Origin of the sequence: Roseateles chitinivorans, assembly GCF_002761755.1 — a bacterium.
In the GTDB taxonomy this organism is placed as follows: domain Bacteria; phylum Pseudomonadota; class Gammaproteobacteria; order Burkholderiales; family Burkholderiaceae_C; genus Roseateles; species Roseateles chitinivorans.
In genome coordinates, this window is the sequence record NZ_PEOG01000057.1 from 24469 (window position 1) to 38323 (window position 13855).

Genomic DNA, 13855 nt, shown 5'->3' on the forward strand with positions numbered 1-13855 from the left:
TCGGGCGTGCCGGTCCCCTTGGAGGGTTGCGCGCGCGGCGGGCCCTGCGGTTGCCGGAATCGGCGAGAACCCCGCTGTCATCGATGAAGAAAGGCTTTCCATGCTCGCTCTGACCTACCACGGCGCTCACGACGTGCGTGTCGAGACGGTGCCCGATCCGGTGCTCGCCGCCGACGACGACATCCTGCTGCGCGTCACCGCCACCGCGATCTGCGGTTCCGACCTGCACATCTACCGGGGCAAGATCCCCGACATGAAGGACGGCGACATCCTCGGCCATGAGTTCATGGGCGTGGTGGAGGAGGTCGGCCGCGGGGTGACCCGGTTGCGGCGCGGCGACCGGGTGGTCGTGCCCTTCACCATCTCCTGCGGCGACTGCTTCTTCTGCGGCCGCAAGCTGTTCGCCGCCTGCGAGAACACCAACCCCGGCCGCGGCGCGATCCTGAACAAGAAGGACATCCGGGCCGGAGCGGGCCTGTTCGGCTACAGCCATCTGTACGGCGGTTACCCCGGCGGCCAGGCGCAGTACGTCCGGGTGCCCAAGGCCAACGTCGGCCCGCTGGTGATCCCCGACACGCAGTTGAGCGACGAGCAGGTGCTCTTCCTCTCCGACATCCTGCCCACCGGCTACCAGGCGGCGCTGAACGCGCAGGTGACGGCGGGCTCGACGATCGCGATCTTCGGCGCCGGGCCGGTCGGCATGATGGCGGCGGCCAGCGCCCGGCTGCTCGGCGCCGAGCGCATCTTCATGGTGGACCACCATCCGTACCGGCTGGCCTTCGCCAAGGAGACCTACGGCGTGCTGCCGATCGACTTCGACCAGATCGACGATCCGGCGGCCTTCATCATCGAGCAGACCGACCACCGCGGCGTCGACGCGTCGATCGACGCGGTCGGCTTCGAGGCCAAGGGCAGCACGGTGGAGACGGTGCTGTCCACGCTCAAGCTCGAGGGCTCCAGCGGCACCTCGCTGCGCTGGGCGATCGCGGCCACCCGCCGCGGCGGCATCGTCAGCGTGCCCGGCGTCTATGCGGGCTTCATCCACGGCTTCCTGTTCGGCGACGCCTTCGAGAAGGGGCTGAGCTTCACCAGCGGCCAGACGCATGCCCAGCGCTTCATGCCCGAGCTGCTGCGCCACATCGAGCGCGGCGAGCTCAAGCCGGACCTGATCGTCAGCCACCGGCTGCCGCTGGTGGAGGCCGCGCGCGGCTACGAGATCTTCAACAAGAAGGAAGAGGACTGCCGCAAGGTGGTGCTGACGCCGTTCGGGCTCAGCTGAGCTGTCTTCCTCTCCCCACCCTCCCAAGGAGTTCCTGATGAACGACACCTCCGGACGGCCGCTGGCCGTCGTGACCGGCGCGTCCAGCGGCATCGGCCGCGAGCTCGCGCTGGAATGCGCCCGCCATGGCTATGACCTGCTGATCGCTGCGGATCGGCCGCTGGCCGAGACCGTCGCCGCCTGCCAGGCGGAAGGGGCCCAGGTGCAGGCGATCGAGGCCGACCTGGCGACGCCCGGCGGCGTGGACGCGCTTCACGCGGCGCTGGCCGCGCGACCGGTCGACGCGCTGCTGGCCAATGCCGGCCATGGCCTGGGGCACGCCTTCCTGGACCAGGACTTCAACGCGGTGCGGCATGTCATCGACACCAACATCACCGGCACCCTCGACCTGATCCAGCGCGTGGGACGGGCGATGCGGGACCGCAATGCCGGCAAGATCCTGATCACCGGCTCGATCGCCGGCCTGATGCCGGGGACCTTCCAGGCGGTCTACAACGGCACCAAGGCCTTCATCGATTCCTTCGCCTATGCGCTGCGCAACGAGCTGAAGGACACCAACGTGTCGGTCACGGTGCTGATGCCGGGGCCCACGGACACCGAGTTCTTCGAGCGCGCCGAGCTGACGGACACCAAGGTCGGGACGCAGCGCAAGCAGCCGCCGGAGGAGGTCGCGAAGACCGGCTACGAGGCCATGGAGGACGGCGAGAGCGCGGTGGTGGCCGGCTGGAAGAACAAGCTGCAGGCGGTGCTGGCCAACGTGACCCCGGCGGAGGTGCTGGCCGAGCAGCACCGGCGGATGGCGGAGCCGGGGAAGGCGTGAGGGCTGGTCTGGCGGGGGCTGACGCGGGGCGTCGATTGCCGTGCGCGAAGCGCATGCCGCATGCGGTCGAGGCCGTGGCAGGCGCGCGAGCCGGAGGGCGCGGGGTATAGACTGCCCCGCATCGTCGCGCCCTCCGGGGCGCGTCCTCATTCCGTCCCTCCGAAAGGCCCCCAATGAAATCCCGTGCCGCCGTCGCCTTCGCAGCCGGCCAGCCGCTGCAGATCGTCGAGATCGACGTCGAGCCGCCCCGCAAGGGCGAGGTGCTGGTGAAAATCACCCACACCGGCGTCTGCCACACCGACGCGTTCACCCTCAGCGGCGACGATCCGGAAGGACTGTTCCCTGCGGTGCTGGGCCATGAGGGCGCAGGCATCGTCGTCGAGGTGGGCGAGGGCGTCACCAGCGTCAAGCCCGGCGACCACGTCATCCCGCTCTACACCGCCGAATGCGGCGAGTGCCTGTTCTGCAAGTCCGGCAAGACCAACCTGTGCGTCGCCGTGCGCGCGACCCAGGGCAAGGGCGTGATGCCCGACGGCACGACGCGGTTCTCCTACCAGGGGCAACCGGTCTATCACTACATGGGCTGCTCGACCTTCAGCGAGTACACGGTGGTGGCCGAGGTGTCGCTGGCCAAGGTCCATCCGGACGCGAATCCGGAGCAGGTGTGCCTGCTTGGCTGCGGCGTGACGACGGGCCTGGGTGCGGTGAAGAACACCGCCAAGGTGCAGCCGGGCGATTCGGTGGCGGTGTTCGGGCTGGGCGGCATCGGGCTGGCGGTGATCCAGGGCGCGAAGCTGGCGCAGGCCGGCCGCATCATCGCGATCGACACCAATCCGTCCAAGTTCGAGCTGGCCCGGGTCTTCGGCGCGACCGACTGCGTGAATCCGAAGGACCACGACAAGCCGATCCAGCAGGTCATCGTCGAGATGACCGGATGGGGCGTCGATCATTCCTTCGAATGCATCGGCAACGTCAACGTGATGCGCGCGGCGCTGGAGTGCGCGCATCGCGGCTGGGGCCAGTCCATCGTCATCGGCGTCGCGGGCGCGGGGCAGGAGATCTCGACACGCCCCTTCCAGCTGGTGACCGGCCGGACCTGGAAGGGCACGGCCTTCGGCGGCGTCAAGGGCCGCTCGCAGCTGCCCGGCATGGTGGAGGAGGCGATGCGCGGCGACATCCAGCTCGCGCCCTTCGTCACCCACACGATGCCGCTGACCGGCATCAACGAGGCTTTCGACCTGATGCACGAGGGCAAATCGATTCGCTCGGTCGTGCACTACTGATCGGGGGCGACCCGCCGGCCCGCGCCGCGGCCGGCGGTCGGCGCGGCACGACGGCTACGACTGCAGCGCCTGCGCCTCGAGCTGCGCCTTCAGGCCGTCGGGCAGCTTCAGCTGCCGGGCCAGTTCGTCCAGGTAGGCGCGTTCCATGAAGCTGGTCTCGTCGACCATCAGCAGGCTCGCCAGGTACATCTCGGACGCGATCTCCGGCGTCGTGGCCGCCTGTGCCACGGTGGCCGGATCGAGCGGCTGGCGCAGCGCCTCCTCGTGCCAGCGGCGCACCTCGGGATCGCCGTCCAGGCTGGCCAGTTCGTTCTCGATCAACTCGCGCTCGCGCTCGTCGAGATGACCGTCGGCCTTGGCCGCGGCAACCATCGCCAGCAGCACGGCACGACTGTGCTGCTCCGCCTCGGCCGGCGGCACCCGGTCCAAGGTGCGCGGCTCGCTGGCCACGGCGCCCGGCGTCCACGTCGCCGAGCCGGTCGTCCCGCCGGTTCGTGCGGTTCCGGCCATGCCGCCCGACGCACTGGCCCCCTGGGCCTGCTGCTGCGCCTGCCAGCTGGTGTAGGCCTTGTAGGCCATCAGCCCGAGCGCCGCGATGCTGCCGTACTTCAAGGCCTTGCCGCCATAGCTGCGGCCGCGCTTGCTGCCCAGCAGCGCGCCCAGCACGCCGGCCGCGCCGGCACCGGCGCCGAGCCTGCCCAGCCCGCCGAGGTTGGCCAGGTCGCCCAGGCTGCCCAGACCGCCCGAAGCCCCACGGCCCATGCCGCCGCCGCGGCCTTCGAGCAGATCCCGGCCGGATCTCAGCAGTTGGTCCAGAAGTCCATGTGCGCTCATCGTCTGCCCCTTGTCATGTGAAGCGAAAGCGTGCCAGTTGAGGCCGGTTCCCGGCATCCCCAAGACCCCATGGGGCTGAGGGCGACGACGGGCCGGCGGTCTTGATCCTCGCGGCCGTCGATGCTAGGCCATGCCGTCGTCCCTTCAACGGGTCTCGCGCCAGCCCAGCACCCGGGCCGGCAGGAACAGGATGGCCTTGAGCAAGGCGAAGACCGCCTCGACGCTGAGGCCGATCAGCCGGAACGGCAGCGTCAGCAGCCACACGAGCGGCCACATCACCAGTGCCAGCAAGGCCAGCGGCCAGCACAGCACGAACAGGACCAGCCAGAGCAGCAAACCGAAGAAACCCATGACGCACTCCTTGATCGGGACGCCGCGTCCGGTCGACGCGGCAGGGCGGCACCATAGCGCCGGCGGCCGATCGACGTGCCCGTCGCGCGACAGACGGGCACATCGGGCTCATGGACTGCCGGAGCGCGCCGCGAAAGCCTGCGCCAGGTGCGCAACGAACTGCCGCACCCGTGCGGTTCCCTGGACACGCTGCGGATAGACGGCATAGATGTCGGCATCCGGCGTCTCCCAGTCGGGCAGCACCTGCACCAGCCGCCCGCTGGCGAGGAAGCGGGCGATGTCCCATTCCGCGCGCATCAGGATGCCGTGGCCGTCGAGCGCCCAGTTCACCGCGATCTCGCCGTCGTTGGTGGTCAGCGCGCCGCGCGTCTTCACCGCCTCGGTCACCGTCTTGCGGCCGCGTCGCGCGCTCAGCCGCCACAGCCCGTAGGCCTCCTCGCCCTGGCGGATGCCGATGCAGTCGTGACGCACCAGTTCGGCCGGCGTCTTCGGCGCCCCATGCCGGGCCAGATAGGCCGGCGAGGCGCACAGCAGCCGGCGGTTGGACGCGATCCGCCTTGCGATGACCCGCGCATCGGGCGGCGGGCCGAAACGGATGCAGACATCGAAGGCGTCCTCGTGCAGCGGCGGCGGATTGACCGACAGCTGCAGCTGCACCTGCAGCTTCGGATGCTGGCGCACGAAACCCGAGATCAGCGGCGCGATGTGCGTGCGGCCGAAGCCCAGCGTCGCGTTCACCCGCAGCAGGCCGCTCGCGGTCCCGCCGCTGGCGCTGAGCAGCTCCTGCAGGTCGTCGATCGCGGCCAGGATGCGCCGCGCATGGTCCAGGTAGAGCTCACCCTCCGGGGTCAGGCTCATGCGCCGCGTCGTGCGGCTCAGCAGCGCGGTGCCGATCCGGCCCTCCATCTGGGTCAGGTGCTTGCTGACCGCGGCGGTGGAGATGCCGAGCTCGCGCGCGGCCGCGCTGAGGCTGCCGGCACTGCACAGCGTCGAGAAGAAGCTCAGGTCCGCCGGCGCGATCGCCGCTGCGGCTGTCGCGACGGATGCCCCGCGCGACCGGGTCTTTGACGCCATGCCGATCTCCCACCGATTGTTGAATCCAGGTTAAGGACGGCTTGAATGTAGCCGCGATCCGAGGCGCTCGCCGCTCCCTAGAGTCGGTCCCCCTGGGCCTCCCGAGAGGCCGCCCGCGACACTCGACTGGAGACCCATTCCCATGAAGACCTATCGCATCGCCACGATCCCCGGCGACGGCATCGGCAAGGAAGTCATTCCCGCCGGCCGCGAGGTGCTGGAGGCGCTTGCCGCCACGACCGACCGCTTCCGCTTCGACTTCGAGCACTTCGGCTGGGGCGGCGACTGGTATCGCGCGCACGGCGAGATGATGCCGGCCGACGGCCTGGAGGCGCTGCGCGACAAGGACGCGATCCTGTTCGGCTCGGCCGGCGACCCGGACATCCCGGACCACATCACGCTGTGGGGCTTGCGGCTGAAGATCTGCCAGGGCTTCGACCAGTACGCCAACGTGCGGCCGACCCGCATGCTGCCCGGCATCGACGCGCCGCTCAAGCGCTGCGGCCCGCGCGACCTGGATTGGGTGATCGTGCGTGAGAACTCGGAGGGGGAGTACGCCGGCGTCGGCGGGCGCGTCCACCAGGGCCATCCGATCGAGGCCGCCACGGATGTGTCCGTCATGACGCGCGCCGGCGTCGAGCGGATCATGCGCTTCGCCTTCAAGCTGGCGCAGTCCCGCCCGCGCAAGCTGCTGACGGTGATCACCAAGAGCAACGCGCAGCGCCATGCGATGGTCATGTGGGATGAGATCGCCGCGCAGGTCGCCGGTGAGTTCCCCGAGGTCACCTGGGGCAAGGAGCTGGTCGACGCCGCGACCGCGCGCATGGTCAACAAGCCGGCGACGCTGGACACCATCGTCGCGACCAACCTGCATGCGGACATCCTCAGCGACCTGGCCGCCGCGCTTGCCGGCAGCCTGGGCATCGCGCCGACCGGCAACATCGACCCGGAACGTCGCTATCCATCGATGTTCGAGCCGATCCACGGCTCGGCCTTCGACATCATGGGTCGCGGCCTGGCGAATCCGATCGGCACCTTCTGGTCCGCGGTGATGCTGCTGGAACACCTGGGCGAGGACGAAGCCGCCCGGCGCCTGATGCGCGCCATCGAATCGGTGACCGCCGATCGGGCGCTGCACACCGGCGACCTTGGCGGCCAGGCGAAGACGAACGAGGTCACCGCCGCGGTGATCGCCGCGCTGCGCCACGCCGCGTAGCCACGACCAGGAGACCCCCATGAGCACCTCATCCTTCCAGCGCGCCCGGCGCGCGCTGATCGCCACCGCCGCCGGCCTGGCGGCCACCATCCCCGCGCTGGTCGCGGCGCCGGCCTTCGCCCAACCCTGGCCGGCCAAGCCGGTCACCCTGGTCGTGCCGTTCCCCGCCGGCGGCACCACCGACGTGCTGGCCCGCGCGCTGGCGGAGAAGCTCCAGCAGAGCCTGGGCCAGCCGGTGATCGTCGAGAGCCGCCCCGGCGCCGGTGCGACGCTTGGCGCCGACTACGTCGCCAAGGCCAGGCCGGACGGCTACACGCTGCTGATCGGCGCGGTCCATCACACGATCGCGAGCAGCGTCTACAAGAAGCTGCCCTACGACTTCCAGAAGGATTTCGTCCCGATCACCGGCCTCGCGCTCGTGCCCAATGTGCTGGTCGTCAACGCGGGCGCGACGCCGGCGAAGTCGGTGGCCGAACTGGTCGCGGCGCTGAAGGCGCATCCGGGGCAGTGGAGCTACGGCTCCAACGGCAACGGCACCGCGCAGCACCTGATCGGCACCCAGTTCCAGAACGCCACCGGCACCACGCTGCTGCATGTGCCCTACAAGGGCAGCGGCCCGCTCGCCACCGACCTGCTGGGCGCGCAGATCCAGATGTCCTTCGACACCATCACCCCGGTGCTGCCCCACATCAAGGCCGGCAAGCTGCGCGCGCTGGCGGTGACGACGGCCCGGCGCTCCAGCGCGTTGCCCGACGTGCCGACGCTGGAGGAGGCGGGCCTCAAGGGCTTCGACATCGGCACCTGGTTCGGCGTGCTCGCGCCGGCGGCGACGCCCAGGGACATCGTCGCCCGCTTGAACGCGGAGATGGTGAAGGTGATCCAGGCACCGGACTTCCGCAAGCGCATGGACGAGATCGGCGCCGAGCCGACAGGCGGCAGCAGCGAGCAGCTGGCTGCCCAGATCCGCAGCGAGACCGGCAAGTTCGCGAAGCTGGTGAAGGAGGCGAACGTGCAGATCGAGTGAGCGGCTGGGGTTGGGTTGAGCTCCGGCGGTGCCCGAATGCGCGATCGCGTCAATAACTGAAGCGATCGTCGCCGAGATGGAGGTGTTTAGCGAACCGCCCTAAACAGTTGGGAAACTCGTGCGACTTCGTTGACCCCTGAAACGGGCTTTCCAAGAATCGCCCCCAACCCATGAGCAGCATCACCATCCGCGATATCGCCAAGGCCGCTGGCCTGTCCATCGGCACCGTCTCGCGCGGCCTGCGCAACCAGTCCGGCCTGTCCGAACAGACGCGCCAGATCGTGCGCGAGACCGCCATGCGTCTCGGCTACGACGTCAACCACCTGCGCAAGAAGAAGATCCGCCGGATCGGCTTCCTGCTGCACAGCCAGCACAACACGCTGGCGTCCAGTCCCTTCTTCTCCGCGGTGCTCCATGGCGCCGAGCAGGCCTGCAAGAGAGAGGGCCTGTCGCTGTCCTTCATCGTGGCCGGGCCGGACCAGCCGGTGATCGACCAGGTCCGGGTCCACCAGCTCGACGCCTACCTGTGCGTCGGCTACTTCGAGCCCGAGGTGCTGGATGCGCTCAAGCGCAGTGGCAAGCCGATGGTGCTGGTGGACATGCATCGCCGCGGCATGACCTCGGTCAACCCGGACCACCAGCACGGCAGCTTCCTGGCCACCAGCCACCTGCTGCGCAGCGGGCGTCGGACCATCGCGCTGATCTCCGGCTCGCCGGCGCACTACAGCCTGGAGCAGCGCGCCCGCGGCTACCGGCGGGCCCTGTTCGAGGCCGGGGTCCAGGCCGACCCGGACCTGGAGATCATTGCGCCGCAGCTGGGCGATGGCGAGGCCGGCGTCACCGCGGCGATACGCAGCCTGCTCGACCGCCGTCGCCGGCCCGACGCGGTCGTGTGCTTCAACGACAGCGCCGCGCTGCTGGTCCTGCGGCAGTGCCTGAACGACGGCCTGCGCATCCCCGAGGACATCGCCGTCATCGGCTTCGACGACATCGGCGGCGCCGCCGTCAGCCATCCGCCGCTGAGCACCGTCCGCGTGGACAAGACGGCGCTCGGCGTCAAGGGCGTCGAACTGCTGCTCGAGCTGCCGACCCCCGAGGCGCTGACCGTGACCCTGCCGGTCGAACTGGTGGTGCGCGACAGCACCAGCTGCATCGACTGAGGGCGTCGGTCCTTCCTTCAGATCCAACCCACCACAAGAGGAGACAAGCGATGAAGACGACGACCCTGATCCGACGTGCCGTGCTCGCCGCCGCGGCGATCGCGACCCTGGCCGCGCTGGCCGGCCCGGCCCGAGCCGGCGACCTGGAGGTGCTGCACTGGTGGACCAGCGGCGGCGAGGCCAAGGCCATCTCCGGCCTGAAGGACTCGCTGCAGGCCAAGGGCCACCGCTGGAAGGACTTCGCGGTGGCCGGCGGCGCCGGCGACGCGGCGATGACGGTGCTGAAGTCGCGCGCCATTTCCGGCAACGCGCCGACCGCGGCCCAGATCAAGGGCCCGCTGCTGCAGGACTGGGCCGCCGAGGGCATGCTTGCCAACATCGACACGGTCGCCCAGGCCGAGCGCTGGGACGAGCTGCTGCTGCCGGTGATCAGCGACATCGTGAAGTACAAGGGCCACTACATCGCGGTGCCGGTCAACGTGCACCGCGTGAACTGGCTCTGGATCAATCCCGAAGCGATGAAGAAGGCCGGCGTCAAGCCGCCGACCACCTGGGACGAATTCTTCGCCGCGGCCGACGCGCTGAAGAAGGCCGGCGTGATCCCGCTCGCCCACGGCGGCCAGTCCTGGCAGGACTTCACCACCTTCGAGACGGTGGTGCTGGGCACCGGCGGTCCGGCCTTCTATCGCAAGGCGCTGATCCAGCTCGACCCGGCCAGCCTGAAGAGCCCGACGATGGAGAAGTCGCTCGCCACCTTCCGCCGCTTGAAGGCCTACACCGACCGCAATGCGCCGGGCCGCGACTGGAACCTGGCCACGGCGATGGTCATGAAGGGCGAGGCCGCGATGCAGATCATGGGCGACTGGGCCAAGGGCGAATTCCTGGCCGCCGGCAAGACCGCGGGCAAGGACTTCCTGTGCGTGCCCGCGCCCGGCACCGCGAAGTCCTACACCTTCAATGTCGACTCCTTCGCGATGTTCAAGGTCAAGGGCGAGGCCAACCAGCAGGCGCAGCGCGACATGGCCTCGGCCATCCTGTCGCCGGCGGTGCAGGAGTCCTTCAACCTGGAGAAGGGCTCGATTCCAGTGCGCCAGGGCGTCAGCCTGGCCCGCTACGACGACTGCGCCAAGGCCTCGGCCGCCGATTTCGCCGAGGCGGGCAAGGCCGGCACGCTGCTGCCGTCGATCGCGCATGGCATGGCGGTCCGCGCCGCTGCCGAAGGCGCGCTCAAGGACGTGGTCAGCCAGTTCTGGAACAGCGATGCCATCACCCCGGCCCAGGCGATGGACCGGCTGGTGGCGGCGGCCAAGGCGCAGTGAGCTTCGCCTGGCGCCACTGCGGCGCCGGCTTGGGCCGGCGACTCGACGGCGGCGTCAGGCCGCGACGACCAGCGCCGTGTGGACCTGGTCGCCAGCGACCACGGCAGTGAGCGCGAAGCTGTCGAAGCGCGTCGCCAGCGGACCGCCGGCGACCGGCTGCAGCCGCAGCGCGCCGCGGCCGAAGTCGAGCGCCACCAGCTCGACCTCGTCGAACTCGACGAAGCGCCGCACCGTCGGATGGATGGCCTTGTAGACGCTCTCCTTGGCGGAGAAGAGCAGGGTGGCCAGCAACGGATCCGGCGCCTGAGGGAACCAGCGCCGGCGCTCCTCGATCGTGCAGCACAGCTCGACGATGCTGCGCGTGCCGTCGGCATCGGCGATCCGCTCGCTGTCGATGCCCACCATCGACCAGGTCGACCGCGGGCCGGCGCACGCCCATGCGCCGCCGCGCGTGTGGGAGATCGACCCCACCAGATCAGCCGGCCAGCGCGGCGCACCCGCCTCGCCGATGGCGATGCCGATGCGACGCCCATTCACGGCGGCCATCGCCGCCTCCGCGCATAGCCGGCCGCCCAGGTGCCCGAGCTGCCGCGAAGCGCTCGCCCGTTGCAGCGCCTGCGGCACCAGCGCCGGCACCAGGTCGTGTGCGAGCGCGTGCAGCCGCTGGAGATCGATGCCCAGCCCAACCATGCCCGGTGGCAGCGCATGCGGCGCCGGCGCCAGGATGGCCTCGACCGCCCCCAGACGATGCGGCGCCAGCCGCGCGAGCCGCTCCCAGCAGCTCGGTGGCGGTACTGGAAACGGTTCGATGCGATCGGTTGCGGGATGAAGCGCTTGTGTCATGCCCCTGATTTGTCGGCGGGAAAGGAAAAGATCGGCTCGGATGGCGGTAGAGTCCCGCCTTGTTGAGAATTATTATCATTTAAGTGACCTCGAAGTCACAGGGAGCCGTCCTGTCATGACAACCCCCTGCGTCGAGCCCACGCTGGCTCACGTCTTCATCGAGAACCGGCCGCGCCTGCGGCGCATCGCGCAGGGCATCGTCCGCACGCCCGAGCAGGCGGACGATGTGCTGCAGGACGCCTACCTGAAGCTGATCCACGGCGAGTCGCCGCGGCAGGCGGACCGCCCGCTGTGCTATTGCAGCCGGGTGGTGCGCAACCTGGCGCTCGACTATTGCCGCAAGCACAGCGTCGAGGCGAACTACCGCTGCTTCGACGTGGAGGCCGACGAGTTGGACATCCCCGATACCGCTTCGCCCGAGCAGCAGATGCGCGACAAGCAGGTGATCTGCTCGATCGACCGCGCGCTGGCCGGCGTCCCGGCGCAGACGCGGCAGGCGTTCGAGCTCTACCGGCTCGAGGGCCTGACGCAGCGCGAGATCGCCAAGCGCATGGGCTGCGCGCTGGGCCTGGTGAACGCCTGGATCGCCGACGCCGCGCGCGCGATCGCGGGCTGCCGCCACCTGCTGGCCGACGACTGAGGGCCGCCGCGCGCGCTGCGCGCGCCGTGGCCCGGCCCTGGAGTAAGCTCCCGCGCCAGGGCCGACCGGCCCGTGGAACTTCACTCCGGGTCACGCCGCCGCCAACCCACCATGACACAAGAGCAGGACGATCCCGTCTGGCAAGCCGCCTGGACGTGGGTGCAACGCGAGTTCGATCGCACGCGCTTCGACGCCGCCGCCCGGCTCGAACTCGAACACTGGCTCGCCGAGGATCCCGCGCATCGCCGCGCCCATCGGCAGGCCGCGCAGCTCTGGGACCTCGCGGGACAGGTGCCCGCCCGGGCCTCGCGTGGCGGCGACGGCGCCGCCGCGACCGCGCATCCCGAGCCCTGCGACTGACCCGGGAGGGTCGGCGCGAGAGGCGTGAACATCTCCCGCGCTGAAACGTCTTCACAGGACAAGCCGCCATCTCCGGATCGACCGGAGGGCGCCGGCATCACCCATCCTGCAAGAGGCGTTCCATGTCCACCAGCTGCTTCGACCGCGAAGACGACACCTTCATCGTTCTCGTCAATCACGAAGACCAGTACTCCATCTGGCCGCATTGGAAGGCGGTCCCCGGCGGCTGGTCCGTGGTGCCGGAGGTGCGCGGCGACAAGAAGACGGTGCTGGCCTTCGTGGATCGCACCTGGACCGACATGCGCCCGAAGTCGCTGCGCGAGTGGATGGCGCGCCAGGAGTCGGACAGCGCCGCCGCCGCGGAGTGATCGATGTCCGCGACGGCCGTCAAGCTGCTGTGCCTGCCCTGCGCGGGCGCCAGCGCCACGATGTACCTGCGTTGGCGGCGCCTGCTGCCGCGATGGATCGAGGTCACGCCGGTGGAGCTGCCCGGCCGTGGCGGCCGGCTGGGCGAGCGCTTCGTCGAGGACTTCGACACGCTCTGCGACCAGCTATGCGAGGAACTCGCGCCGACGCTGGCGCCGGCCGCGCCGTTCGCGCTCTTCGGCCACAGCATGGGCGCGCTGCTGGCGCATGGCCTGGCGCAGCGCTTGCGCGAGCGCGGCACGCCCCTGCCGGTGGCGTTGATCGCGTCCGGCAGCGCGGCGCCGTCGCGGCGCGATACGGCGCGTCTGCAGCGGGTGATCGGCGATGAAGCCGCGCTGGTCGCCGATCTGCGCCGCCAGGGCGGCACGCCGGAGGAGGTCTTCGCGAACGCCGAGCTGCTGCGGCTGACCCTGGATGTGCTGGGCGCCGACTACCGCGTGTGCGCGAGCTACCGGCACGAGGCCCGTGCGCCCCTGCCGGTGCCGGTCCACCTGCTTGCCGGCCGCCAGGACGAGATCGCCCCGGACCGTCTGGCCGCCTGGTCGGCCGAGTCCACGCTGCCGCTGACCCTGGACTGGTTCGACGGCGGCCATTTCTTCGTGCGGCAGCAGGAGGGCGCGGTCCTGGCCGCGCTGGCCCGCCACCTGAGCGCCGCCGGCGCGCGCGCGGTTCCCGCAAACGACGCCTTCGCTTGAGCGCGCGGCTGTCCGGGCGAACCGGGCGCCGCCGTTCCGATCTCCTCACAGAAAGAAGCGCGACATGACTGCCGCGATGCAGAGCCTTTCGTCCTCTTCTCCGATCACCACGCCGATCGCGGCCGCGACGGCCTCGCCGGGCGCGTCGCCCTTGTCCTCGTCCGCCTCGGTGGCGTCCGGTGCATCGTCCGACATAGCGCCCGCGACCATCGTCGACCGCCTCGACGAGCTCGCGCGCACGCGGCCCGACGACACCGCGCTCGTGATGCTCGACGACGGCGGCGTCGACGGCCAGGATCGACCCGTCCGCTACGCCGACCTGGCGCGTCGCGCGCGGGCGGTCGCCGCCGCGCTCCAGGACGCCGGTCTGCCGGTCGGTGCGCGGGTGCTGCTGGCGCTGGAGGGGACGGACGACTACCTCGTGGCCTTCCTCGGCTGCCAGTACGCCGGCGTCATCGCGGTGCCGGTGTTCCCGCCCGAGCCGGCCCGCCCCCACCATCTCGAGCGCTTCGGCGCGATCGCGCGCGACGC

At 70.3% G+C, this 13855-nt stretch carries 16 protein-coding genes; 12 read left to right on the top strand and 4 right to left on the bottom strand.

Going from position 1 to position 13855, the window contains the following annotated elements; genetic code table 11:
- Positions 1-100: 100 nt before the first annotated feature.
- The 3 genes from CS062_RS18835 (at position 101) to CS062_RS18845 (ending at position 3382) form a co-directional block, all read left to right on the top strand.
- Entirely contained in the window at positions 101-1279 is a 1179-nt protein-coding gene (locus CS062_RS18835; RefSeq protein WP_099863101.1) for a zinc-dependent alcohol dehydrogenase, read from the top strand.
- Between the two features lie 37 nt (positions 1280-1316).
- On the top strand, positions 1317-2099 hold the full coding sequence (locus tag CS062_RS18840; RefSeq protein ID WP_099863102.1) for an SDR family NAD(P)-dependent oxidoreductase: 783 nt from the start codon (positions 1317-1319) through the stop codon (positions 2097-2099).
- Between the two features lie 173 nt (positions 2100-2272).
- Positions 2273-3382 carry an S-(hydroxymethyl)glutathione dehydrogenase/class III alcohol dehydrogenase gene (locus CS062_RS18845; protein WP_099863103.1) on the top strand — a complete coding sequence of 370 codons (1110 nt, stop codon included), beginning with the start codon at positions 2273-2275 and terminating at the stop codon, positions 3380-3382.
- Between the two features lie 54 nt (positions 3383-3436).
- Here CS062_RS18845 and CS062_RS18850 read toward each other — a convergent pair whose 3' ends face one another.
- The 3 genes from CS062_RS18850 to CS062_RS18860 all read right to left on the bottom strand — a co-directional run bounded on the left by CS062_RS18850 (position 3437) and on the right by CS062_RS18860 (position 5641).
- The gene (locus CS062_RS18850; protein ID WP_099863104.1) at positions 3437-4216 is read right to left on the bottom strand and encodes a tellurite resistance TerB family protein; all 780 of its coding nucleotides are present in this window, start codon (positions 4214-4216) and stop codon (positions 3437-3439) included.
- Between the two features lie 144 nt (positions 4217-4360).
- Entirely contained in the window at positions 4361-4567 is a 207-nt protein-coding gene (locus CS062_RS18855) for a hypothetical protein (RefSeq protein ID WP_099863105.1), read from the bottom strand.
- 108 nt (positions 4568-4675) lie between these two features.
- Complete coding sequence (locus CS062_RS18860) at positions 4676-5641, bottom strand: LysR family transcriptional regulator (RefSeq protein WP_099863106.1); 966 nt, start codon at positions 5639-5641, stop codon at positions 4676-4678.
- A 142-nt stretch (positions 5642-5783) separates the two neighbouring features.
- Here CS062_RS18860 and CS062_RS18865 point away from each other — a divergent pair, with 142 nt between their 5' ends.
- From CS062_RS18865 to CS062_RS18880, 4 genes are all read left to right on the top strand, one after another.
- A complete protein-coding gene (locus tag CS062_RS18865; protein WP_099863107.1) occupies positions 5784-6857 on the top strand; it encodes a tartrate dehydrogenase in 1074 nt (357 codons plus the stop codon).
- A 19-nt stretch (positions 6858-6876) separates the two neighbouring features.
- Complete coding sequence (locus CS062_RS18870) at positions 6877-7881, top strand: Bug family tripartite tricarboxylate transporter substrate binding protein (protein ID WP_099863108.1); 1005 nt, start codon at positions 6877-6879, stop codon at positions 7879-7881.
- Between the two features lie 170 nt (positions 7882-8051).
- Positions 8052-9041 carry a LacI family DNA-binding transcriptional regulator gene (locus CS062_RS18875; protein ID WP_099863109.1) on the top strand — a complete coding sequence of 330 codons (990 nt, stop codon included), beginning with the start codon at positions 8052-8054 and terminating at the stop codon, positions 9039-9041.
- A gap of 50 nt (positions 9042-9091) precedes the next feature.
- Positions 9092-10360: an ABC transporter substrate-binding protein gene (locus tag CS062_RS18880; RefSeq protein ID WP_099863110.1), complete on the top strand. Its 1269-nt coding sequence runs from the start codon at positions 9092-9094 to the stop codon at positions 10358-10360.
- 54 nt (positions 10361-10414) lie between these two features.
- Here the strand turns inward: CS062_RS18880 and CS062_RS18885 are convergent, their stop codons facing one another.
- Positions 10415-11203, bottom strand: a complete 789-nt coding sequence (locus tag CS062_RS18885; RefSeq protein WP_099863111.1) for a 4'-phosphopantetheinyl transferase family protein — start codon at positions 11201-11203, stop codon at positions 10415-10417.
- Between the two features lie 115 nt (positions 11204-11318).
- Between CS062_RS18885 and CS062_RS18890 the strand changes: the two genes are divergently transcribed.
- The 5 genes from CS062_RS18890 to CS062_RS25940 all read left to right on the top strand — a co-directional run.
- The gene (locus tag CS062_RS18890) at positions 11319-11843 is read left to right on the top strand and encodes a sigma-70 family RNA polymerase sigma factor (protein ID WP_091724541.1); all 525 of its coding nucleotides are present in this window, start codon (positions 11319-11321) and stop codon (positions 11841-11843) included.
- A gap of 111 nt (positions 11844-11954) precedes the next feature.
- The gene (locus CS062_RS18895) at positions 11955-12203 is read left to right on the top strand and encodes a DUF4880 domain-containing protein (RefSeq protein WP_099863112.1); all 249 of its coding nucleotides are present in this window, start codon (positions 11955-11957) and stop codon (positions 12201-12203) included.
- Between the two features lie 122 nt (positions 12204-12325).
- On the top strand, positions 12326-12571 hold the full coding sequence (locus CS062_RS18900) for an MbtH family protein (protein ID WP_099863113.1): 246 nt from the start codon (positions 12326-12328) through the stop codon (positions 12569-12571).
- A gap of 3 nt (positions 12572-12574) precedes the next feature.
- Positions 12575-13324 carry a thioesterase II family protein gene (locus CS062_RS18905; RefSeq protein WP_099863114.1) on the top strand — a complete coding sequence of 250 codons (750 nt, stop codon included), beginning with the start codon at positions 12575-12577 and terminating at the stop codon, positions 13322-13324.
- A gap of 64 nt (positions 13325-13388) precedes the next feature.
- Positions 13389-13855 (top strand): AMP-binding protein (locus CS062_RS25940; protein ID WP_143742411.1); only part of this gene is annotated, 467 nt, incomplete at its 3' end.